Genomic DNA, 22,810 nt, shown 5'->3' on the forward strand with positions numbered 1-22,810 from the left:
CGATTGCCATGACTTCCCCTTCCAGAAAAAGTGAGTTGATGAAAAGATTCGCCTCTCCATCGTGGCACTTCGTTGCCGTAAACCGCAACCCCCACGGGGCGCGGCTCACTTGGGACGGGGAAGTCCCTTTCATTCGTTAGCACTATGGCCCGAAATTCACGCGCTCGTTCATCGTTCAACTTAACAAGTCGCTGCATCCGACCGCCTGCAGCGTCGGCTGCGCTGCGACGTTGAGTGCCCGCTTTCGTCTTGAACCCTGACGCCCGCTGATCTCCATCAGGTTCAAAGGGACTCTCCCAGTCGATACCGGCGGGCCGGACTCGACACCCTTGGCGTGGACACTGGCGAGACTGTAGCGCTGTGGTTTGCAGTGAGGCGGCTGCGTGCCCGGTCAGGTCGCGGTGGCAGGCAGCACACCCAGCAACTGGTGCAGCCGTGGGCTGGTGGTGGTGTACTGCAGCGCCACCTTGTCGCCCTTGAGCGCCTCGGCCGCGGCAAAGGCGGCCAGGGTGGCTTCGTGGAAGCCGCACAGGATGAGCTTGCGTTTGCCGGGGTAGGTGTTGATGTCGCCCACGGCGTAGATGCCGGGCACGCTGGTGCGGAAGGCTTCGGTGTCCACCACCAGTTGTTTGCGGTCCAGCGCGATGCCCCAGTCGGCAATGGGCCCCAGCCGGGGGGACAGGCCTAGAACGGCCAGCAGCACATCCAGCGGCAGGGTGCGGGTGTTGCCATCGGGGCCCACCACACGCAGCGCAGTCAGCCGACCATCCGTGGTGTCGATGCCGGTGATCTGCGCGGCCTCGACATGGATGCGGCCCGCATCGCGCAGTTGCTGCAGGCGCTGCAGCAGGGCGTCGGGGGCGTGGAACACATCGCGGCGGTGCAGCAGGCTCACGCGGGCGGCCTGGGCTTGTTCGGCCAGCGCCACGGCGCGCGCCACGGCGGGCTCATCGCCGCCATGCACCACCACATGCTGCCCGGTGACGTCGGCCGTGGCGGGCAGATTTTGGTAGTGGACCTGGGTACCCACAAACCGCGCGATGCCGTCCACCTTGAGCGAGCGCGGCACAAAGGCACCCACCCCGGCCGCGATGAACACCGCGCGGGCGAGCAAGGGTGTGCCCTGAGAGGTTTCCACCCGCAGGCGCCCGTCGGCCTGCACGGTAAGTGCTGACACCAGCGTGTTCAGGTGCCACTGGGTCTTGAACGGTGCAATTTGCTGGAGCAGCAGACCGGCCAGCTCGCGCCCGGTGCACACCGGAATGCCGGGAATGTCATAAATGGGCTTGTCGCCATACAGCTCGACACACTGGCCGCCCGCGTGGGGCAGGGCGTCGATCAGGTGGACGGGGATGCCCTGCAGGCCGAGCTGGAAGACCTGGAACAAGCCCACGGGGCCCGCGCCGATGACGACGGCATCGGTTTCTTGGATCATGGCTGGGTTGCCCGGTGTGCTGCCTTCAGCGCCAGATCGAGTTCGGTGAGCGCTCTCTCTTGAGGCTGGGCGGTTCGAGGCCCTGCGCCGCGCTTCGACAGGCTCAGCGTGAACGGATTGTTGTGGCTCAGCGTGAGCGGATTGTTGTGGCTCAGCGTGAGCGGATTGTTGTGGCTCAGCGAGAACGGATTCTTGGGGCTGAGCGTGAACGGATTCTTGGGGCTCAGCGTGAACGGATTCTTGGGGCTGAGCGTGAACTGATCCTTGTGGATCAGCGCGAACGAACGGGTGTCAATCAGCGCGCAATCGCCTGATACCGGCGTTCCCCCAAACCAGTGCCAGCGTGGAACTGGCTTTGCCAGGCCACTGGTGGCGTCCCCCTTGGGGGATGACGCGAAGCGGCTCAGGTGGATCACTTAATCAAGTTGGCAATCTTGCCCGGCTTGCCGTTCCACTCGTCGGCGTCGGGCAGCGCGGGCTTGCGCTTGGTGATGCTCTTCCAGCCGTCGGCAAGGGCCAGGTCTGCGTTCAGCTTGATGAAGGCCATCTGGTCTGCGGGCAGGTCTTCTTCGGCAAAGATGGCGTTGGCCGGACATTCGGGTATGCAGACGGCGCAGTCGATGCACTCGTCCGGATCGATGACGAGCATGTTCGGGCCTTCGCGGAAGCAGTCCACGGGGCACACGTCCACACAATCGGTGTACTTGCACTTGATGCAGTTTTCGGAGACGACGTGGGTCATGACAAGGCGTGTGTGGGGCGGTGAAACCCTCAATTTTAGAAGCTTTCACCGGCCGTTGGTTACAGGGCCCCTGGTGTGGGAGGGGTGTCTCTGGTGTGGGGGCTGTTCTGGATCAGTTCACCAGCACGGCGCCCGCCGTTTTGTGGCTGGCCGTGTCCACCAGGATCAGCGCGCCAAGCACGCGGGCGTGGCCAAAAGCGGCGGCCGGAATGGCCTCTTGCAGCAACAAATCCACATGGCCGATGGCGTTGGGGTCAAGCTGGGTGGCAGGTTCTTCGGCCAGCGTGTTGATGTTGAGCTTGTGCACCACGGCTTTGACTTTGGCCTTGACCCAGCGGTGGCCGTGCAGCGCCCAGTACACGCGGCCCGCCACCAGGGGCTCGTCGTCCATCCAGGCGATGGTGGTGTTCAGTTCGCGGCGGGCGGGCCACGCGGGCACGGCTGCGGGGGTGTCGCCAAAGTCATCATCGGCCGGGGCTGCCGCTGCGGTGGGGGCGGCCACGATCCAGTCGCCGCGCGAGACATCCACCTCGCGGTCGAGGATGATGCCCGCGCTGGTGCCTGCGGCTACGTCCTTGGGGCGGCGCGCGTGGTCCAGCACCTGGGCTACGTTAGCCAGTTGGCCACTGGGGAAGATCTGCACCTGCGTGCCAGGCGCTACGGTGCCCGATGCCACGCGGCCCCAGAACACACGGCGGCCTTGCGAGGTGACTGACGAGGACGAGAACTTTTCGACCCACTGCACGGGGAAGGCCAGGGGCAGCGCCGTGTCGGCGGGCGTGTTGGGCAGCTCTTGCAGCACTTGCAGCAGCGTGGGGCCCTGGTAGCCGCACCAGCCTGCATGGGCATCCACCACGTTCCAGCCCTTCAATGCAGAGATGGGCACGGTAGCGCGCACGGTGATGCCTGCCGCCTGCGCAAATGATTGCAGTGCGCCCAGGATGTGTTGGTAGGCCAGCACCGGGTCTTCCACCGCGTCCAGCTTGTTCACGGCAAACACCAACGAGTGCACGCGCAGCAAATGCGCCAGCAGGCTGTGGCGGCGGGTTTGCGGCAACAGGGCCAGATGGGGGTTCTTCCAGTCGAGCTTGGTGGCATCGACCAGCACCACGGCGGCGTCGGCACTACTGGCGGCGGTGACCATGTTGCGCGTGTACTGCTCGTGGCCGGGCGCATCGCCAATGATGAACTTGCGCTCTTCGGTGGCGAAGTAGCGGTAGGCCACGTCGATGGTGATGCCCTGTTCGCGCTCGGCAGACAGGCCATCGGTCAGCAGGGCCAGGTCGGTTTCGCCCTGGCGCTGCACACCAGCCAGGTGGTCTTGCAGCACGGCCTTGCTGTCCACCAGCAGGCGGCCAATCAGCGTGCTCTTGCCATCGTCCACGCTGCCGCAGGTGATGAACTTGAGGGCGGATTGATGGTTATTGAGCCCACTCGCGCTTGTCTGCTGGGCATTGTTTGCTATTAAAGTTGTAGTGTTTGTCATCGAACTGTCTCGGTCGTCCGCAGGTGGGTGAAGTCAGGCACGGCCCGTGTTCAGGCGCGCAGCGACGCAGGGGGGTGCATCAAAAATACCCGTCTTTCTTGCGCTTTTCCATTGACGCGTCGCTGGTCTTGTCGTCCATGCGGGTGGCGCCGCGCTCGCTCACGTCGGCGGCCAGGGTTTCGATCACGATCTCGGCCGGGGTGGCGGCGGTGCTTTCCACCGGAGCGGTGCAGGTGATGTCGCCCACGGTGCGAAAGCGCACATCGCGTGTTTGCACCACCTCGCCCTCGCGCGGCGGGGTCAGCTCGGTCACGGGCATCAAAAGGCCCTTGCGGTCCACCACCTGGCGCTTGTGGGTGTAATAAATGCTGGGCAGGCCGATCTGCTCGCGGTCGATGTACTGCCACACATCGAGCTCGGTCCAGTTGCTGATGGGGAACACGCGGAAGTGCTCCCCGGGCTGCAGACGGGTGTTGAACAGCGTCCACAGCTCGGGGCGCTGGGCCTTGGGCTGCCACTGGCCGAAGCTGTCGCGGTGGCTGAAGATGCGTTCCTTGGCCCGGGCCTTTTCCTCGTCGCGGCGGGCGCCGCCAATCAGCGCGTCAAAGCGGAACTCTTCAATCGCTTCGAGCAGCGTGACGGACTGGTGCACGTTGCGCGACTCTCCCGGGTGGGCCAGGCGCACCGTGCCGCGTGCCATCGAATCCTCCACGCTGCGCACGATGAGTTCGGCCCCGAGTTCCTGCGCGCGGAAGTCGCGAAAGTCCGTCACTTCCGGAAAGTTGTGGCCCGTGTCGATCATGAGCAGCGGGTACGGAATGCCGCCGCCGCTGGCCTTGGTGCCAAAGGCTTTCTCAGCGCACTTGAGCATGACCAGCGAATCTTTGCCGCCCGAAAACAGCAGGGCGGGGCGTTCGAAGGCGGCGGCCACTTCGCGCAGGATGAAGATGGTTTCTTCTTCCAGGGCGTCCAGGTGCGAGTTGTTGAGGTGGTAGCTCATGTCGTTGGTTTTCTCAAGCGGCGTTGAGTCGGTGCGGGCATTCATAGTCGGATCACTGGTGGGGCGGGCAGAGGTACGGTTGATCCATCAGAGCCCTTCGGGCTGAGCTTGTTGACGCCTTGCGCGGCGCTGTGACAAGCTCAGCGTGAACGGTTTCCTGGCATCAGTGGGCTAAATGAAGACCGCACTCGCGGTTGTCCTCACCCTTGGTGGGGTCCACATAGTCAAAGTTGTTGGGCAGGCCGTGCTGGACGCAGTACTCGTGCAGGTCTTTGGACGACCAGTGCAGCAGCGGCGCCACCTTGATGAGCCCATCGGGGTTGATGCTGACGGGGTCCATTTGCGCGCGCACCGCGGTGTCGGTGGCGCGCAGGGCGGTGAACCACACCTTGGGCGCGGTTTCGCGCAGGGCCCGGGCAAAGGGTTCGAGCTTGACTTCTTCGGTGAACGCGGCGTGGCGCGGGTCATCGAGCGCGGGCGTGGCGCCCTCCACGGCTTCGCGGTGGGCACGGGAGCGGCGCGGCAGGTAGATCTTGAGGTTCAGGCCCAACTGCTTCGTCACCTCGTCGGCAAAGCGGTACGTGGCCTCGGTGTTGTAGCCGTTGTCCATCCACACCACCGGCACATCGGGCTGCACGCGGGCCACCATGTGCAGGATGACGGCTTCAAACGGGCGGAAGTTGGTGGTGACGATGGACGGCTGGCCCAGGCCCAGCGCCCATTCCACGAGGGCTGGTGCGTTGCGGCCCAGGTCGGCATTGATGCGGGCAAGGTCGATGTGGCTCATGGTGAGGTGCTTCGGGTTCGGTCTCAGGCGGCAGCGCGGGTGGCAAACAGCGGCTGCGGGTGAACGGCATCGCCCTGATAAAAGCCCGCAAACCGGTCGAACTGGCGCTGCGCATCGGCCGCGTCCACGCCCTCGCGCAGCACGGCCGAGCTAAAGCCCGTGCGCTGCATTTGCACCAGCTGGTCAATCAGCACGTCGCCAGTGGCGCGGATCTCGCCCGCAAAGCCGCGGCGGCGGCGCAGCAAAAACGCCTGGCTGAACGCGCGGCCATCGGTGAAGCTGGGGAAGTGCAGGTCCACACGCTCCACACCGTCAAGCGGCAGGGCCAGGGCGTCGGCATCGTTGGGCAGGGCCACGCTGCGGGTGTCGCCCTCGGCGGGCGGCTGGTGGTCGTGGGTGGCAAGTAGTTTCAACATCATGTTGGGGGCGGTGCAGTGCCGGTTCATGCGGCGGCGGTTTCAAGTTCCTTGTGGCGGGCCTGTTTGGCGGCTTCCTTGAACGGGTCCAGACCGGTGCGGCGCACGGTGTTCTGGAAGCTCTCGCCGCTGTCGCGCAGGTCGCGGTAGGTGCCAAGCACGGCCTCGATCACATCCGGCACTTCGGCGGCCGAGAACGACGGGCCGATCACCTTGCCAGCCACGGCCGCGCCCGACAGGTCAGACCCATCGGAGCCACCCAGCGTGACCTGATACCACTCCTTGCCGTCTTTATCCACGCCCAGAATGCCGATGTGGCCGCTGTGGTGGTGGCCGCAGCTGTTAATGCAGCCGCTGATATGCAGGTCGATTTCGCCGATGTCGTCGAGCTCGTCGAGGTCCTGGTAGCGCTGCGTGATGGCCTCGGCAATCGGCAGCGAGCGGGCATTGGCCAGCGCGCAGAAGTCGCCGCCGGGGCAGGCGATCATGTCGGTGAGCAGCTGCACGTTGGCGCTGGCCAGGCCCAGGGCCTTGGCCTCTTGCCACAGCGCAAAAAGTGCGCTGGCATGCACCCAGGGCAGCAGCACGTTCTGGTCGTGCGTCACGCGGGCTTCGCCAGCGGAGTACTTGTCCACCAGATCCGCCAGGGCGATGAGCTGCTCGCTGGTGGCGTCGCCGGGTGCCTGGCCGGGGCGCTTGAACGACAGCGTCACGGCGCGCAGCTGGGGGTTGCGGTGCGGGTGCACGTTGCGCTGAAGCCAGCGGCCAAACATCACATGCGCGGCGGCCTGGGCGTCGAGCTGTGCTTGCAGGTCTGCCGGGGCCACATCGGCAATATTGGCCAGCCGGGGCGCCACAAAGCACGCGGCCACGCGGTCAAACTCGGCCTGCGGGATGGTGTGGGGGCCACCGTCGATCTCGACGATCTGGCGGTATTCGGCCTCCACATCGTCAATGTATTTCTGGCCTTCGGACTTGACCAGAATCTTGATGCGGGCCTTGTACTTGTTGTCGCGGCGGCCATGCTCGTTGTACACGCGCACGATGGCCTCGATGTAGTTCATGATCTGGTTCCAGGGCAGGAACTCGCGGATCACCGTGCCGATGACCGGCGTGCGGCCCATGCCACCGCCCACAAACACCTTGAAGCCGATCTCGCCCGCATCGTTCTTGACCAGGTGCAAGCCCACGTCATGCCAGCCGGTGGCGGCGCGGTCGTCCTTGGCGCCGGTGATGGCAATCTTGAATTTGCGCGGCAGGAAGGCGAATTCGGGGTGCAGCGTGGACCACTGGCGGATCAGTTCCGCATAGGGGCGCGGGTCCACGATCTCATCCACGGCAATGCCCGCCAGGGCGTCGGTGGTGGTGTTGCGGATGCAGTTGCCGCTGGTCTGTATGCCGTGCATGTTCACGCTGGCCAGCAGGTCCATCACATCGGCGCTTTTGGCCAGCGGAATCCAGTTGAACTGCACGTTGGTGCGGGTGGTGAAGTGGGCGCAGTGGGTGGGCAAGAAGGTGGTGCCCAGCTTGCCCTGGCCTTCCATGGCGGCCTTGAAGACGGCGGCTTCGGGCTCGTCGTAGTCGCGCGCAATCTGCGCCAGCACGCGCAGCTGGCGGCTGGCGATTTCGCCATAGGGCACAGCCACGCGCAGCATGGGGGCGTAGCGCTGCACGTACCAGCCGTTTTGCAGGCGCAGCGGGCGAAACTCGTCTTCGCTCAGCTTGCCGTGCTGCCAGCGGGTGAGCTGGTCGCGGAACTGCGCTGCGCGCTGCTGCACGAACGCGGTGTCGAATGCGGTGTATTGGTACATAGAAAGCTCAGATCAAAATCAGTTTGGTGCCTGCCCACGCCAGCAGCACCGACAGGGCGGAGCGAATCAGGCGCTCGGGGGTGCGGCTGACCAGGCGCGAGCCCAGCCAGATGCCCGGCAGCGAGCCAGCCAGCAATTGTGCAAGCAGCGGCCAGTCCACCGAGCCCAGCGTAGCGTGCCCCAGGCCCGCCACCAGTGTCAGGGGCACGGCGTAGGCGATGTCGGCGCCAATCACGCGCGGCAGCGGCAGCAACGGGTACACCAGCAACAGCACCGTGACGCCGATGGCGCCCGCGCCCACCGAGGTGAAGGTCACCAGCGTGCCGATGACGGCGCCCAGCAGTACGGGCAGGCTCCAGTGGCGGGGGCGCGTGGCATGTTCCTGCCCTGCCTGACGGCGTGCCAGCTCGGCGGCCTGCCGCTCTTTTGAAAAGGCCACGGCCTTGTAGAGCATGGCGGCGGCCGTCAGCAGCAATGCGAATCCAAGGGTGGTGGTCATGATGCGCTGCGCCTGCCCGCTGGCCGGCCCAAGCGTTTTGAGCACCCACAGTGCCAGCAGCGCCGCCGGAATGCTGCCCGCGCACAGCTGGCCCACCACGCGCCAGGGCACCAGCCGCTGGCGCGCCATGCTTACCGTGCCGCCCATCTTGGTGAACGCGGCAAACAGCAGGTCGGTGCCAATGGCCAGGTGGGGCTTGACCCCGAAAAAGAAGATCAGCACCGGCGTCATCAACGAGCCGCCGCCCACCCCGGTCAGGCCCACGATGAGCCCTACTGCAAAGCCCGCAAAAACGAACGCCAATTCATGCATGGCCGTGACTGTAGGGGTGCTTCTTATGGATGCAAACTATTGTTTAGTGCTGCCAATATGCTGATATTTGTATAAGCGAGCGTTGGTGCGATGGATCGGCCGATATCCGCGCAAGCCGTAATGCGCGAGCGGCAGGTGCCTCGAGGCGCGCCGAAGTTGGAGGCGCCGTGGCGGTCACCTTGCGTTGATCACATTCGCTCGGAGCCCAGAGCCTGGGCCAGACGGGTCTCCAGCGGCAAGGGTTCGCCATGCAGGCGCGCAGCGAGCAGTTCGCCGCACAGCAGCGCCAGCGTCAAGCCGCGCGAGCCCATGGCGGTGCATGCCCACAGCCCCGGTAGCGCCTGCGCATCGACCGGGCCGACGATGGGCAGGCGGTCTGGCGACGTGCACCGCACCGCCGCCCACGACCGGGCCGCGCGGGCGTGCGGTATCTCGCCGCCAGCGGGCGTCTGCACCGCCGCATCCAGCACGCCGCCCAGGGATGTCGCAGCCTGCGGCAGCAAGGTGCGCAATTTGTCCAAACTGGCGGCATGGGCGGCACGCTGATCGGCGGGGGAGGGGGGCAAGGCGTCCACCCCGCGTTCAAAGGTGGAACCCATGACCCACGCCAGGGTGGGGCCGGCGCTTGCATGCTGGCTGCCGATGGCCGCAGTCGGTGCCGGAAACACCGGAACCAGGTTGCCGTGGCCGTTGACCGGAAAGGGTGCCAACCCGAGCGCCGGGGCCTTGCTGTCGTGCAGGCCCCAGCTCAACTGGCCACGCACCGGGGCCAGCGCCCAGCGGTGCCCCAGCAGCAGGCTGCTGCCTGCGCCTGCTGCAATCACCACATGGGAGGCTTCGGCCAGCACCATGCCCTGCGCGTCCAGCGCCTGCCAGCCGTTGTCGCCGCACGCCCCGGTGGGATCGCCCTGACGGGAAGCGGGCGTGACCGGCCTCAGCTGCGCCACGGCGCAGTTGCCGCGCCACTGGATGCCCGGTTGCGACAGCAAGGCCTCCACCAGGCGTGCAGGGCGCATCCAGCCTGCGCGGGGATGCCAGCTGGCAGCGGTGCCGGGCGGCAGGCCCGCGGCAGCCAGAGTTTCGGCGGGGGCCGGAATGCTCCACTGCGCGCCAGCGCTTCCTGCGGCCCATGCGGCAGGCAGGCCGGCAGAACCATCCACCCGGTGTTCCAGCACGCCGCAGGCAGACCAGTCCACCCCCTCATCCAGCAGCCAGCCGGCCTGCTGCAGCGTGGTACGCACACCGCTGCGCGACAGGCGCGAGAGCACGCTGTCGTCCGGCGAGATGTGGGGCGCGAACACGCCCGCTGGCAGGCCCGAGGCGCCCGCCGCAGGGCTCGCGGCAGAGTCCAGCACCTGCACCTGCCAGCCCCGCCGCGCCAGACTGGCCGCGCAGGCGGCGCCAGCCATGCCGCCACCGATGACGATGCACCGGCCGGGCATCGCCGGGACCTCGACCGGGGCTGCGCCGCGGGCGGTGCGTGGTTCCCAGTGCGGGTTGTACACGGCATGCAGGTTGTCGCGTTTGGGCGGCACGCCAGGCACGCGCTGCACCTCAAATCCACACTGCGCGAGTGTGTCGCGCACGGCCCGGGCAATGGTCCAGGTGGCCAGGCGCGTGCCGCGACGACAGCAACGGGCCACGGCTTTGAGGGTGTGCGTGTCCCAGATGTCGGGGTTGCGCTGGGGGCTGAAGCCGTCCAGATACACCGAATCCACCGTGGGGCCTTGTTGGCGCAGCAGGGCCTGCGTGTCACCCACGCACAAGGTCAGCAGCACGCGGCCTCCGTCAAAGCGCAGGCGGTGCACGCCGGCCAGCAGGCCCCACCATTGCTGATGCAGTTCGCGGGCGACGTCTGCCAGGTGCGGATGCGCTGCATGCGCGCGGCGCAGATCGTGCAGCCCTACGGGCCAGGCCTCGGTGGACACAAAATGCAGCAGACCGCAGCGCTGCGGGTCGGCCCGCCAGGCCGCCCAGGTGACGAGGAAGTTCAGGCCAAAGCCAAAGCCGGTTTCCAGAATGCGCCATTGCCGCTGGCCAGCCCATGCACCCGGCAGGCCGCAGCCGTGCAGAAACACGCCGCTGGCCTGCTCCAGGCCGCCGTTTTCGCTGTGATAGCGGTCGCCAAAGCGCGGGCTGTAGGGGGTGCCGTCGGGCAGCCAGTCAATGGGCTCAGACATGGGGTGGGGGCTTGAGGGTTGTGGCGCTTGCATTGCCCTTAGGAGCCTGTCGGACTTGGAAATCCTCGGCTGCAAATCGACCGTAGCGGTCCATTTTTAACCGCCTTTTTGCCCCATAGCTCGGCTATGGGGCTGCAAATTCGGCAAAAACTGTCCTCGCTCTCGCCGATTTTCGCTTTCGACGCTCCAAGTCCGACAGGCTCCTAGCCTGCGTCGCTGGCGCGGCCCAGGCCAGGGCAGCCAAGCAAGGGCCGCCCCGCAGCGAGGGCTGCGTCCCCCTGCCCGCAGCGTGCAACGCTGCGAGAGTGGGGGGAGCGGCGTAGCCGCTCAGGGGGGGGGGCGCTATTTACGCGCTAGGGGGCACGTAACCTGCTGCGGCGTCCGCACCGCCGCCAAAGAAATGGTTTTTGCGAAACCACTTTTGCAGCGCTGCACTGCGTTACGCGCTGGGCGGTACGTAGCCCGCTGCGGCGTCTGCGCCGCCGCCAAAAAAGTGGTTTTCCATCTGCCGTGCCAGGTATTGGCGCGCGCGCGCATCGGCCAGGTTCAGGCGGTTTTCGTTGACCAGCATGGTCTGGTGCTTGAGCCAGTCGGCCCAGGCCTGTTTGCTCACGTTTTCCCAGATGCGCTTGCCCAGGTCGCCGGGGTAGGGCGGGAAGTCGAGGCCTTCGGCTTCTTTGCCCAGCTTGATGCATTGAATGGTGCGTGCCATGGGTGTTTCCTTTGCGTGGGATGCGGGCGGCCGGTGAATGGCGTGCCTTTACAGATGATTTGGATATAAAGAACTGAAATCTCAGTAGTTCCAGTTTTGAAGATGCCCTTTCAGAATGCGTTCCATCGGTGATCTGCACCGATTGCACATTCCATCAGAGGATCTCATGAACTTTCGCCGCGACTTTATCAAGTTTCCCTTTGCCGCCGCCCTGGCAGGCGCTTTGGCCCTGACGGCGTTGCCGTCGTTTGCCCAGTCTGTGACGCTGCTCAACGTGTCCTACGACCCGACGCGCGAGTTGTACGTGGACTTCAACCAAGCTTTTGCCAAACACTGGAAGGCCAAGACCGGGCAGGACGTGACCGTCAAGCAGAGCCATGGTGGCTCCGGCAAGCAGGCGCGTTCCATCATCGACGGGCTGGAGGCCGATGTGGCCACGCTGGCGTTGGCGGGCGATACCGATGCCCTGCACAAAAACGGCGGCTGGATCCCCAAGGACTGGCAAAAACGCCTGCCGCACAACAGTTCGCCCTACACCTCCACCATCGTGCTGGTGGTGCGCCAGGGCAACCCCAAGGGCATCAAGGACTGGGATGACCTCGTCAAGCCCGGCATCAGCGTGATCACGCCCAACCCCAAGACCTCGGGCGGCGCGCGCTGGAATTACCTGGCGGCCTGGGAGTTTGCCAAGCGCAAATACGGCAGTGATGCCAAGGCGCGTGAGTTCGTCGCCAAGCTGTATGCCAACGTACCGGTGCTCGATACCGGTGCCCGCGGCTCGTCGGTGACGTTTGCCCAGCGCAACCAGGGTGATGTGTTCATCAACTGGGAGAACGAGGCCTACCTGCTGGAAAAGGAATTCGGCAGCAAAGTGGACGTGGTGTACCCGTCGCTCTCCATCCTGGCCGAGCCTGCGGTGTCGGTGGTGGACAAAAACGCAGACAAAAAGGGCACCCGCGCCGTGGCTGAGGCTTACCTGCAGTACCTCTACACCGAGGAGGGCCAGGACATCGCTGGCAAGCACTTCTACCGCCCGGCCGTGTCCGACAAAGCCAAGGCCAAGTACGCCAAGCAGTTCCCCAAGCTCAACCTGTTCACCATCGAAGAGGCCTTTGGCGGCTGGGACAAGGCGGCCCGCGATCACTTTGCAGACAACGCGAGCTTCGACCAGATTTACGCCAAGAAGTAAGCCGCAGGGGCCCCGGGTCCTGCGCCTAGGAGCCTGTCTTCAACCACTGAATGCTCTGCTGCCCGGCCAGACCATGGCCCGGCGGGGCAGGGCGGGTGCTGCCTGTTTTTGTGAATAAATGAGGCGGTTGCGCACGTTCAGCAATCGTTTGTAGCTATCAAAATAATAGTAAGGAATCCCATGCCTGCCCTGCTGATTGCTGGTAGTCCCTCTGAGCGTTCCCGCTCTGCCGCCCTGCTGGAGGCCGTGGCCCAGCGCCTGACGGTGCGCGGTGCGCTGATCGATCGCATCCTCATCCGCGACCTGTCGCCCCAGGCGCTGGTGCTGGCCGACTTTGGCCACCCCACGGTGGTGCGTGCTGCCGACCAGGTGGCCCAGGCCCGGGTGCTGGTGGTAGCCACGCCGGTGTACAAGGCGGCCTACAGCGGCGTGCTCAAGGTGTTTCTGGACCTGCTGCCGCAAACGGCGCTCAAGGGCAAGGTTGTGCTGCCCCTGGCCACGGGCGGCAGCCCGCACCACATGCTGGCGCTCGACTACGCGCTGCGGCCCGTGCTGCAGTCACTGGGTGCCAAAGGCATCCTGCCCGGCATCTACGCCACCGACTCGCAGGTCACTCTGACCCCCGAGGGGGCTTACGACATCCATCCCGACATTGCCGCCCGGCTGGACGATGCGGTCAACGTGCTGGTGACGGAAACCCTGCGCCCGTCGCCCGCCCAGGCCACGCGTTTTGCGCCGGTCAACTTCGCCGATGTGCGATGTAGCGTGTAAGCCCGGCGCTGCCCTCGTTCCCTTTCGTCCGCTTTCATTCGTTTTTTGATTTTTTGCTGCGCCCGGTGCGCGGGCAGGGCGGCGTGTTGTCTGCTGCTCGGCTCGCACGGTCGCCCGTTGTTGACCCCTTTTAATTCTGGAGCTTGCACCATGCATGAACTGACCCGTTTTTCCCTCCGTCGCCGCCAACTCATCGCGGCATCCGCGGCCGCTGCCCTCACGGCCACCACCGGGGCAGCCTGGGCCCAGGCCGGCGGCCGCGTGCTGCGCGTCGGCCACCAAAAAGGCTGGCTCTCCATCCTCAAGGCCCGTGGCACGCTGGAAAAGCGGCTGACCCCCCTGGGCGTGAAAGTCACCTGGACCGAGTTCAACGCCGGCCCGGTGCAGCTTGAAGCGCTGAATGTGGGCTCGATCGACTTTGGCGACGTGGGTGAAGCCCCGCCCATCTTTGCCCAGGCGGCAGGCGCGCCGCTGGTGTATGCCGGTGCCACCGTGCCCCGCCCCGGCCTGGAGGCGGTGGTGGTGCCCAAGGACTCCCCCATCCGCACCGTGGCGGACCTCAAGGGCAAGCGCGTGGCCTACAACAAGGGCTCCAACGTGCAGTACTTTCTGGTCAAGCTGCTGGAGAAACACGGCCTGAAATACGGCGATGTGCAATCGATCTTTCTGGCCCCGCCCGATGCGCGTGCGGCCTTCGAGCGCGGTGCGGTCGATGCCTGGATCATCTGGGACCCGTTCCTGGCCGCTGCGCAAAAGCAGCTGGATGCCCGATTGCTGGTGGATGCCACCGGGGTGGTGAAAAACCGGGGGTACTACTTCACCTCGCGCGACTTCGCCACCAAGAACACCGATGTGCTGCGCATTGCCATCGAAGAGATCAATGCGATTGATACCTGGGTCTCCAAGAACAAGGCGGCGGCCGCTGCCGAGCTTGCCACCGTGCTGGGCCTGGACAAATCCATCACCGAGCTGTACCTGAGCCGCGCCCAGTTCGGCACGGCACCGGTCACCAGCGACATCCTGGCCGAGCAGCAGGCGATTGCCGACACCTTCTTCGAGCTCAAGCTCATTCCCAAAAAGCTCAACCTGCTGCACGCCGCGCCGGTCGATCTGCTGTAGCCGCCTGATGTGCCCACCCGCCCTTGTGACCCTGCCCTGATCTGGAGGCCCCCGATGTCCACACCGATGCCGTTCCCGATGCACTCGCGCCTGCAAAACCTGCTGCGCGTGACGGCCTGCGCATGGGGGCTGCGTGCCTGTACGGGCCCCCATGTGCGGCGCGCACCCCGCGCGGGTTTTGCCATCTCCTACTGAACATAACAACCCCAGGGCCCGCATGCCGGGCCCGCCACTGGTGACATTCATGCATATCTTCTGGTTCATTCCCACCCACGGCGACAGCCGCTACCTGGGCACCACCAAAGGTGCCCGCCAGCTCAACCACGAGTACCTTCAGCAGGTGGCCGCAGCCGCCGACAGCCTGGGCTACGAAGGCGTGCTCATCCCCACCGGCCGCTCCTGCGAAGATCCGTGGGTGGTGGCATCCAGCCTGATTCCCGTCACGAAACGGCTCAAGTTCCTGGTCGCGGTGCGGCCCGGCCTGCACCAGCCCGCGCTGGCCGCACGCATGGCGGCCACGTTTGACCGCCTCTCGGGCGGGCGTCTGCTCATCAACCTGGTCACCGGCGGCGACCAGACCGAGCTGGAGGGTGACGGCGTGTTCCTGGACCACGCCACGCGCTACGAGCAGTCGGCCGAGTTCATCCGCATCTGGCGCGAGATTCTGGCCCGCAGCCACGACGGCGAAAGCTACGACTACGAGGGCCAGCACCTGAGTGTGAAGGGCGCCAAACTGCTGTTCCCGCCGCTGCAAAAGCCGCACCCGCCGGTGTACTTTGGTGGCTCGTCCCCCGCCGCGCACGACCTGGCAGCCGAGCAGGTCGAGACCTATCTGACCTGGGGCGAGCCCCCGGCGGAGGTGGCCAAGAAAGTGGCCGACGTGCGCGAGCGTGCTGAAAAGCACGGGCGCACCGTGAAGTTCGGCATCCGCCTGCACGTCATCGTGCGCGAGACGGATGAACAAGCCTGGGCCGCTGCCGAAGAGCTCATCAGCCATGTGGATGACGACACCGTGGTGCGCGCGCAGGCTGTGTTTGCGCGCATGGACTCCGAAGGCCAGCGCCGCATGGCCGCGCTGCATGCTGGCGGTGCCAAGCGCAGCCGCAAAGACCTGGAGATCAGCCCCAATCTGTGGGCCGGTGTGGGCCTGGTGCGTGGCGGTGCAGGCACCGCGCTGGTGGGCAGCCCCGAGACTGTGGCCGCCCGCATCCAGGAATATGCCGATCTGGGCCTGGACACTTTCGTGCTCTCGGGCTATCCGCACCTTGAAGAAGCCTACCGCTTTGCCGAGCTGGTGTTCCCGCTGCTGCCCGTTGCCACGCAGCAAAAGCTCGCTGGCGGCAACCCCTTGGGGCCATTCGGCGAAACCGTGGGCAACAACTTTGTGCCGCGCGCATCGCAAAGCTGAGCCGTTTCCGACCGGAAGCTATCCATGACCGATACCGCCAAAAAACTGCACGCATCGTCGCTGGTCGATGCCGCGCACCTGCCCATGGCCAGGCCTTTGCTCCCCGCGCCCGTGGCGCGCTTTGCCCGGCAACTTGCCCAGCGTCTGCTGCCCTGGGCCGTGCCGGTGGGCCTCATCGTGCTGTGGCAAATCGCATCGTCGCAAGGCTGGCTGTCCAGCCGCGTATTGCCTGCGCCGCTGGAAGTCACCAAGGCCGCGTGGACGCTGGCCGCCTCGGGCGAGCTGTGGAGCCATGTCAAGGTGAGCGCTGGGCGTGCGCTGGCCGGGCTGGCCATTGGCGGCGGCCTGGGGCTGTTGCTGGGCCTGCTCACGGGCTCCATCAAACTGTTTGAAACGCTGCTGGACTCCACCATCCAGATGGTGCGCAACATCCCGGCGCTGGCGCTCATCCCGCTGGTGATCCTGTGGTTCGGCATTGACGAGTCGGCCAAGCTGTTCCTCATCAGCGTGTCGGTGTTCTTTCCGATCTACCTCAACACCTTCCACGGGATCCGCAATGTGGATCCGGGGCTGATCGAGATGGGCCGCACCTATGGCCTCACCCGCTGGCAGCTGTACCGGCAAATCATCCTGCCTGGCGCGCTCTCCAGCATCCTGGTGGGGCTGCGGTTTTCGCTCGGGTTGATGTGGGTGATCCTGATCGTGGCCGAAACGATTTCGGCGCAGGCGGGCATTGGCTACCTCACGATGAATGCGCGGGAGTTTTTGCAGACCGACATCGTGCTGGTGGGCATCTTGCTGTATGCGCTGCTGGGCAAGCTGGCCGATGTGTTTGCCAAGGGGCTGGAGCGGTATTGGCTCAGGTGGCATCCCGGGTATCAGGCATGAGCATCCCCCTGAGCCGCTATGCGGCTTCCCCCTTCTCTCTACGCGCTGCGCGCTAGGGGAAGGGGGACGACGCCAGCGCGGCGGGGCGGCCCTTGCGCGGCATCCCTCGCGTCGGGGGCGCGCCCAGCCCAACCGTCCAATTCAATTACTCACATTTTTATAGCTGCTAGTGCCTGATAGACAAGCGCAGGAGGCAATTTTGACTACACATTCATCCTCAGAAAGCCAAGGCGTGCGCCTGGAAGTGCGCGGCCTGGACAAGCGCTACGGTGCGCGCGATGTACTCAAGAAGACCGAGCTGGTGATTGAGCCCGGCGAGTTCGTCGCCATCGTGGGTCGCAGCGGCTGCGGCAAGAGCACGCTGCTGCGGCTGGTGGCAGGGCTGGAATCCGTGACGGGCGGAACCATTCGCGTGGATGGTCAGCACGTTGCAGGCCTGAGCAGCGATACCCGCATCATGTTTCAGGACTCGCGCCTCTTGCCCTGGAAACGGGTGGCCGAAAACGTCGCCCTGGGCCTGCCGCCTGCGCAGCGCACCGATGCCGCCGACGTGCTGACCCGAGTGGGCCTGGGCGACCGGCAGGGCGAATGGCCCGCGCGCCTGTCGGGCGGCCAGCGCCAGCGCGTGGCCCTGGCCCGGGCGCTGGTGCACAAGCCGCGTCTGCTGCTGCTCGATGAACCACTGGGCGCGCTGGATGCCCTCACCCGCATCGAGATGCACCGCCTCATCGAAGGCCTGTGGCTCCAGTCGGGCTTTACCGCGCTGCTGGTCACGCACGACGTGCAGGAGGCCGTGGCCCTGGCCGACCGCGTGATCCTGATCGAAGACGGTCAGATCGCGCTGGACCAGCGCATCGACCTGCCGCGTTCCCGAACCCATGGCGACGCGGCGTTCGCGGCGTTGGAAAAACGCATCCTCGACCGCGTGCTGCAAAAGCCCGACCCCGAGCCCGCAGCCAGCCCGCTGCCCTGGCCGGGTGTTGCGGCCCACGGCCTGCGCTGGGCGGTTTGAACCCGCAGCTCATCCTCAGTTTTCAACCCCTGTGCTTTTTCAACGGACTATTCAAGGAGAACCCCATGTCCATCCAAGCCATCAACGTTCGCAACCAGTTCAAGGGCAAAGTGCGCGAGATCATTCGCGGCGATGTCGTCTCCGAGGTCGATGTCGAAACCCCCTGGGGCATCGTCACGTCGGTTATCACCACCCGCTCGGTGGACGATCTGGGCCTTGTGGTCGGGTCGGATGTGGTGGCCCTGGTGAAGTCCACCGAGGTGTCCATCGCCAAGCTGTGACGCTGGTGATGGCCGGTATGGCCGGTATGGCCGGGTCAGCGCAGGGCATACCGCAGGGTGGTTTGCATACTGATTGAACCGCGCTCAGTCGGTCACGGTCATGCGGCGTGCCCACGCGTTCGGCCACGCAGGAGCAAAGCCCGGGAGCGGTCGGCTTCAGGCCCCATGTGTGCTCGACATCCTCGGGGGGGGGGGGCTGGGCATGGCGGCCGCTGCGGTGTGGATGACTGGCAAGCCGGGGAACGCCAGGGCGCGATGCGCAATACCGCATGACCGGTGGGGGCCGATGCGAACCCATGTGACCGGGCCGCATTGCAGGCCTTGGCCAGCCATGCAGCCCGCGTTCATGGCTGAGGCTATCGCGGCAGGCAGGGTGCAAAGCCCTGCGGTCCCGTGCCATCCACATCGGCCCGGGTGAGCGGCTCGGTCGCATCGCTGTGCCCCGGAATCTTCGTCAGGCGCTGGCCGTTTTGCCATGCCCACTGCTTGCCATCAAAGCTGTAGATGAACGTGTGAGTGCGGTTGGACAGCAGGTGCGCGGGCGTAAGCGTCACGGCCTGGGCGGCAGCTTCGGAGGGCGCTGTGGCGCGCGCCTCGTTGTCCTTGATCACGATCTTGCCCACATAGGGCGTCACCGGGGAGCCCGTGGGTTTGACTTCGCCTTGCACTTGCGCGGGGCTGTAGCCGGTCTTCGTCCATTCGGCGGCGGTGCCAGGGCGCACGACGGGTTCGCGCGCTGCAAGGTGCCGGGTGCACGACGCCACGAGCGCATCCAACGCGGCCTGGGCCGGGCCGTCCACGGGGGCGTTGTTGCATCCGGGAAGGGCCACGATCAAAGCGGTCGTCGCCAGAACGCGAAGGAGTGGGCTGCTTGCTAAGGACATGGTTCAACACGATGGCTTTGGCGGGCGGGTGGATGGGCGGTCTTATGGGTGCTGGGTGCATTGTCTGCCGCAAGCTTGCCAGTGGCTCGCCCGACGTCCATGCGGAGCAACCACAGCGGCCGCGCATCCGCAGGTTCTGGTGGCAGCCGCACAGCCTAACCTTGGCCCGGCAGCCCACCCCGTGGGACATCGGTTGCGCAAGGGCAGGGCCTGATTTTTGATCCCAGTGGTTTGGGTGCAGCCTTTGTGGCGGGTATCCTCCGCAACATGCCAATACCCGACTACCAGACCTGCATGCTCCCGTTCCTCCGATTCCTGGGGGATGGCGTCGAGCACACGCTACGCGATGCTGAAGAGAGCCTTGCCGAACACTTCAAACTGACTCCAGCGGAGAGGGCTGAACTGTTGCCCTCCGGCCAGCAGGGCGTCTTCAAGAACAGGATAGGTTGGGCCCGGGCCTATCTGAAGAAGGCTGGTCTTCTCGAATCGCCAAAACGGGCTGTCTTCAACATAACTGCACGAGGCACAAATATCCTCGCGTCAAACCCGCCGAAAATAGACGTAAAGTTTTTGGAGCAGTTCCCGGAGTTTATGGATTTTCGGGGTAACTCAAAGCTAGAGAACGATGTCTCTGCGTCGATCGAACTACCCCAGATGAAGACCACACCAGAGGAGGCGATTGAGCTTGCTCATCAAGGGCTGCGTGAACAGCTTGCCGCTGAACTGCTCAGCCGTATTCTTGGCTGCTCACCCACGTTTTTCGAACAACTCGTCGTTGAGCTACTGGTGAAGATGGGATACGGTGGCTCCAGACGCGATGCGGGTGAACGAATCGGACAGACTGGAGACGGTGGTATCGATGGAATCATCAAGGAGGATCGGCTCGGCCTTGACACGATCTTCATCCAGGCAAAACGTTGGCAAGGCTCGGTCGGAAGACCTGAGATTCAAAAGTTCGTTGGCGCGCTCCAAGGTCAAAGAGCTAAGAAGGGTGTCTTCATTACGACTTCAAGCTACACAGCCGAAGCGGCTGACTATGCCACCCGCATCGACACTAAGGTTGTGCTCATCGATGGGAAGCAACTTGCTGGACTGATGATTGACTTCGATGTCGGCGTAGCACCGGCGGCGACATATGTAGTGAAACGAATTGACTCCGACTACTTCGAAGAGTCGTAAGGGAATGTATGAGGCTTCTTTCGTGGCCTCATCAATGACCGATTGGGAGCCAGTGAATGAAACACCTGCAGTCGCACAGCCTGCATCTGCTGTGGAGTGTTTTTGCGGTCCGTTCCCCCACTCAATCAGCGGCGTGTTGTGGTTAAGGGGGTAACCGGCTGGCCCTGTTGGTCGGTCAAACCCGTCGCGTTGGTAACAGCGGCGGCTTCCAGCGGCTTCAGTGAAGTCACCTCTTATCCCTGGTGGGCCATTCCCGCTTCACAATCGGCCCATGACATCTTCCCCCACCATGCTGCGGTTGATCGGCCTGGCCGCCTTTTCCAGCATGGCGTCGATGCGTGTGTGCGACCCCATGCTGGTGGCCCTGGCCGAGGAGTTCCGTATCTCCACAGGGGATGCGGCGGCTGTTGTGGCGGCGTTTGCGGTGGCGTATGGCGTGCTGCAACTGGTGTATGGCCCGTTGGGGGATCGGCTGGGAGCGCTGCGCGTGATCATTGGCGCGACGGCGGCATGCGCTGTGTTCAATGCGGTCACGGCCATGGCACCGGGCTTCACGGTGCTGGTGGTGGCGCGCGCTGCCATGGGGGCGGCGGCCGCCGGGATCATTCCGCTGTCGATGGCCTGGATCGGCGATCAGGTGCCCTACGCGCAGCGGCAGGAAACGCTGGCGCGGCTGATGGGGGCCACGGTGACCGGAATGATGGCCGGGCAGTGGTTTGGCGGCTTTGCGACCGAAACGATGGGCTGGCGGGCTGCGTTTGCCGTGCTCTCGGTGCTGTTCGCTGTGACGGCCGTGCTGCTGTGGCGCCATGTGCGCGCTGCAAACGCCACACCGCAGGCCTTGGCCCGGTCGCAAGCCGATGCAGCGGGCCGGCCGGCTTTTTCGCTGGGCGGGTATGTGGCCAGCACCGTGGCCCTGCTGCGTGTGCCGCGCGTGCGCTGGGTGCTGGCGGTGGTGGCCATCGAGGGCGCGTTGGCCTTTGGCACGCTGGCGTTTGTGCCGGCGCGCATGGTCGATGGGTTCGGTCTGTCGGCATCGGCTGCGGGCGGTGCCATGGTGCTGTACGGCGTGGGCGGGCTGCTGTACAGCGTATTCGCCCGCCGCTGGCTGGCCTGGCTGGGCGAGCGCGGGCTGGCCCTGGCCGGCGGGGCGCTGATTGCCGCTGGGCTGCTGCTGCTGGCATGGCCCCCCGTGGTGGCGTGGGCGGTGGTGGGCTGCTTTCTGGCGGGGCTGGGCTTTTACATGCTGCACAACACGCTTCAGGTGCAGGCCACACAGATGGCACCTGAAGCGCGTGGCACGGCGGTGTCGCTGTTTGCATGCCTGCTGTTTTTGGGGCAGTCCACGGGGGTGCTGATCGTGGCGTTCGGCGTGGACCGGGGTTGGTTGCCGCCGATGTTCACGGCGGCGGCGGTCGGCGTCATCGTGCTGGGCGTTACGGTATCGCGCCGGGTGCAGGCGCGCGGTGCGTCAGGGCCCTGACTGGCTGGCCGCTGGGTTGTAATTGAACATCCGTTCGCGCTGAGCTTGTCGAAGCGCTGCGCAGGGTTTCGACAAGCTCAACCCGAACGGTCAGTGGTAGCGGGCGCGCCGTTCGCGAGCGAAGGTGCAGGGAAGGTCGTTGCCGGGCGGTCTGTGCGCAGGGCCCATGGGGCACCCATGGGTCAGCCCCGCGCCTCGTACCAGCCCTTACTGCGATTGACCACCGCCACCACCAGCAGCATGACCGGCACTTCGATCAGCACGCCCACCACAGTGGCCAGCGCTGCGCCGGAATGAAAGCCGAACAGGCTGATCGCCGTGGCCACGGCCAGCTCAAAGAAGTTGGACGCGCCGATCAGTGCCGACGGGCAGGCAATGCTGTGTTTTTCGCCCACGGCGCGGTTCAGGCCGTAGGCCAGGGCGGAGTTGAACAGTACCTGGATGAGGATGGGCACGGCCAGCAGCGCAATCACCAGAGGCTGTTCAAGGATGGCCTCGCCCTGGAAGGCGAACAGCAGCACCAGGGTGGCGAGCAGCGCGGCCACCGACCACGGGCCGATCGCGGCGAGCGTGCGCTCCAGGGCGCCCGGACCGCGGCGCAGCAGCGCGCGGCGCCAGGCCTGCGCGATCACCACCGGCACCACGATGTAGAGCAGCACCGACACCAGCAGGGTCTGCCACGGCACCACGATCGACGACAGCCCCAGCAGCAGGGCCACGATCGGTGCGAAGGCGAACACCATGATCGTGTCGTTGAGCGCCACCTGCGAGAGCGTGAACAGTGGGTGCCCGCCGGTGAGGCGGCTCCAGACGAAGACCATCGCGGTGCAGGGGGCCGCCGCGAGCAGGATCAGGCCGGCGACGTAGGAATCGATCTGCTCCGCCGGCAGCCACGGCGCGAACCACTCGCGGATGAACAGCCAGGCCAGCAGTGCCATCGAGAACGGCTTCACCGCCCAGTTCACGAACAGGGTCACGCCGATCCCGCGCCAGTGCCGGCGCACCTCGTGCAGCGCGCCGAAGTCCACCTTCAGCAGCATCGGGATGATCATCACCCAGATCAACGCACCCACCGGCAGGTTGACGTTGGCGACCTCCATCCGGCCGAGGGCCTGGAACGGCGCGGGGAACCACTGGCCGAGCGCGATGCCGACCGCGATGCAGAGCGCGACCCAGAGGGTGAGCCAGCGTTCGAACACGTTCATGGCGGCAGCCG

At 65.4% G+C, this 22,810-nt stretch carries 23 protein-coding genes; 10 read left to right on the forward strand and 13 right to left on the reverse strand.

Translation table 11 applies throughout. The features are described 5' to 3' along the window. Positions 1–391: 391 nt before the first annotated feature. From ACK543_RS14535 to ACK543_RS14585, 11 genes are all read right to left on the reverse strand, one after another. Positions 392–1,435, reverse strand: coding sequence for an NAD(P)/FAD-dependent oxidoreductase (locus tag ACK543_RS14535; protein ID WP_409943546.1), 1,044 nt, complete (start codon positions 1,433–1,435; stop codon positions 392–394). Beyond that, positions 1,432–1,851, reverse strand: a complete 420-nt coding sequence (locus ACK543_RS14540; RefSeq protein WP_409943547.1) for a hypothetical protein — start codon at positions 1,849–1,851, stop codon at positions 1,432–1,434. The genes ACK543_RS14535 and ACK543_RS14540 overlap by 4 nt, the downstream gene beginning before the upstream one ends. Beyond that, complete coding sequence (fdxA, locus tag ACK543_RS14545) at positions 1,848–2,177, reverse strand: ferredoxin FdxA (RefSeq protein ID WP_409943548.1); 330 nt, start codon at positions 2,175–2,177, stop codon at positions 1,848–1,850. The genes ACK543_RS14540 and fdxA overlap by 4 nt, the downstream gene beginning before the upstream one ends. A 112-nt stretch (positions 2,178–2,289) precedes the next feature. Then, positions 2,290–3,663, reverse strand: coding sequence for a sulfate adenylyltransferase subunit 1 (locus ACK543_RS14550; RefSeq protein ID WP_409943549.1), 1,374 nt, complete (start codon positions 3,661–3,663; stop codon positions 2,290–2,292). A 79-nt stretch (positions 3,664–3,742) separates the two neighbouring features. Beyond that, positions 3,743–4,708 (reverse strand): sulfate adenylyltransferase subunit CysD, encoded by a 966-nt coding sequence (cysD, locus tag ACK543_RS14555; RefSeq protein WP_409943550.1) that lies wholly within the window; start codon positions 4,706–4,708, stop codon positions 3,743–3,745. A gap of 118 nt (positions 4,709–4,826) precedes the next feature. Beyond that, a complete protein-coding gene (locus tag ACK543_RS14560; RefSeq protein WP_409943551.1) occupies positions 4,827–5,450 on the reverse strand; it encodes a phosphoadenosine phosphosulfate reductase family protein in 624 nt (207 codons plus the stop codon). Between the two features lie 23 nt (positions 5,451–5,473). Continuing rightward, a complete protein-coding gene (locus tag ACK543_RS14565; protein WP_409943572.1) occupies positions 5,474–5,863 on the reverse strand; it encodes a DUF934 domain-containing protein in 390 nt (129 codons plus the stop codon). A 29-nt stretch (positions 5,864–5,892) separates the two neighbouring features. After that, complete coding sequence (locus ACK543_RS14570) at positions 5,893–7,677, reverse strand: nitrite/sulfite reductase (RefSeq protein ID WP_409943552.1); 1,785 nt, start codon at positions 7,675–7,677, stop codon at positions 5,893–5,895. Between the two features lie 7 nt (positions 7,678–7,684). Beyond that, the gene (locus tag ACK543_RS14575) at positions 7,685–8,488 is read right to left on the reverse strand and encodes a sulfite exporter TauE/SafE family protein (protein ID WP_409943553.1); all 804 of its coding nucleotides are present in this window, start codon (positions 8,486–8,488) and stop codon (positions 7,685–7,687) included. Positions 8,489–8,676: 188 nt separating this feature from the next. Continuing rightward, entirely contained in the window at positions 8,677–10,668 is a 1,992-nt protein-coding gene (gene mnmC, locus ACK543_RS14580) for an FAD-dependent 5-carboxymethylaminomethyl-2-thiouridine(34) oxidoreductase MnmC (protein ID WP_409943554.1), read from the reverse strand. Positions 10,669–11,107: 439 nt separating this feature from the next. Next, entirely contained in the window at positions 11,108–11,380 is a 273-nt protein-coding gene (locus ACK543_RS14585) for an oxidative damage protection protein (RefSeq protein ID WP_409943555.1), read from the reverse strand. Between the two features lie 166 nt (positions 11,381–11,546). Here ACK543_RS14585 and ACK543_RS14590 point away from each other — a divergent pair, with 166 nt between their 5' ends. The 8 genes from ACK543_RS14590 to ACK543_RS14625 all read left to right on the forward strand — a co-directional run bounded on the left by ACK543_RS14590 (position 11,547) and on the right by ACK543_RS14625 (position 18,048). Continuing rightward, positions 11,547–12,569, forward strand: a complete 1,023-nt coding sequence (locus ACK543_RS14590) for a sulfate ABC transporter substrate-binding protein (protein WP_409943556.1) — start codon at positions 11,547–11,549, stop codon at positions 12,567–12,569. Positions 12,570–12,749: 180 nt separating this feature from the next. Further along, entirely contained in the window at positions 12,750–13,340 is a 591-nt protein-coding gene (gene ssuE, locus ACK543_RS14595) for an NADPH-dependent FMN reductase (protein WP_409943557.1), read from the forward strand. 150 nt (positions 13,341–13,490) lie between these two features. Beyond that, entirely contained in the window at positions 13,491–14,459 is a 969-nt protein-coding gene (locus ACK543_RS14600) for a sulfonate ABC transporter substrate-binding protein (protein ID WP_409943558.1), read from the forward strand. Between the two features lie 54 nt (positions 14,460–14,513). After that, entirely contained in the window at positions 14,514–14,654 is a 141-nt protein-coding gene (locus tag ACK543_RS14605) for a hypothetical protein (RefSeq protein ID WP_409943559.1), read from the forward strand. Positions 14,655–14,703: 49 nt separating this feature from the next. After that, the gene (gene ssuD, locus ACK543_RS14610) at positions 14,704–15,867 is read left to right on the forward strand and encodes an FMNH2-dependent alkanesulfonate monooxygenase (RefSeq protein ID WP_409943560.1); all 1,164 of its coding nucleotides are present in this window, start codon (positions 14,704–14,706) and stop codon (positions 15,865–15,867) included. Positions 15,868–15,951: 84 nt separating this feature from the next. Further along, positions 15,952–16,755, forward strand: a complete 804-nt coding sequence (gene ssuC, locus ACK543_RS14615) for an aliphatic sulfonate ABC transporter permease SsuC (protein ID WP_409943573.1) — start codon at positions 15,952–15,954, stop codon at positions 16,753–16,755. 199 nt (positions 16,756–16,954) lie between these two features. Next, a complete protein-coding gene (locus ACK543_RS14620; protein WP_409943561.1) occupies positions 16,955–17,767 on the forward strand; it encodes an ATP-binding cassette domain-containing protein in 813 nt (270 codons plus the stop codon). 65 nt (positions 17,768–17,832) lie between these two features. Continuing rightward, the gene (locus tag ACK543_RS14625; protein WP_015013774.1) at positions 17,833–18,048 is read left to right on the forward strand and encodes a molybdopterin-binding protein; all 216 of its coding nucleotides are present in this window, start codon (positions 17,833–17,835) and stop codon (positions 18,046–18,048) included. A gap of 356 nt (positions 18,049–18,404) precedes the next feature. On the opposite strand, the gene ACK543_RS14630 is transcribed toward ACK543_RS14625, so the two are convergent. Beyond that, positions 18,405–18,932 carry a hypothetical protein gene (locus tag ACK543_RS14630; RefSeq protein ID WP_409943562.1) on the reverse strand — a complete coding sequence of 176 codons (528 nt, stop codon included), beginning with the start codon at positions 18,930–18,932 and terminating at the stop codon, positions 18,405–18,407. A 294-nt stretch (positions 18,933–19,226) separates the two neighbouring features. On the opposite strand from ACK543_RS14630, the gene ACK543_RS14635 reads away from it, so the two are divergent. Next, a complete protein-coding gene (locus ACK543_RS14635; RefSeq protein ID WP_409943563.1) occupies positions 19,227–20,111 on the forward strand; it encodes a restriction endonuclease in 885 nt (294 codons plus the stop codon). Between the two features lie 271 nt (positions 20,112–20,382). Beyond that, positions 20,383–21,594, forward strand: a complete 1,212-nt coding sequence (locus ACK543_RS14640) for an MFS transporter (protein WP_409943564.1) — start codon at positions 20,383–20,385, stop codon at positions 21,592–21,594. Between the two features lie 182 nt (positions 21,595–21,776). On the opposite strand, the gene arsB is transcribed toward ACK543_RS14640, so the two are convergent. Next, positions 21,777–22,799, reverse strand: a complete 1,023-nt coding sequence (gene arsB / locus ACK543_RS14645; protein ID WP_409943565.1) for an ACR3 family arsenite efflux transporter — start codon at positions 22,797–22,799, stop codon at positions 21,777–21,779. Positions 22,800–22,810: the final 11 nt, after the last annotated feature.

The organism is Acidovorax sp., assembly GCF_046341535.1.
Lineage (GTDB): Bacteria > Pseudomonadota > Gammaproteobacteria > Burkholderiales > Burkholderiaceae_C > Acidovorax.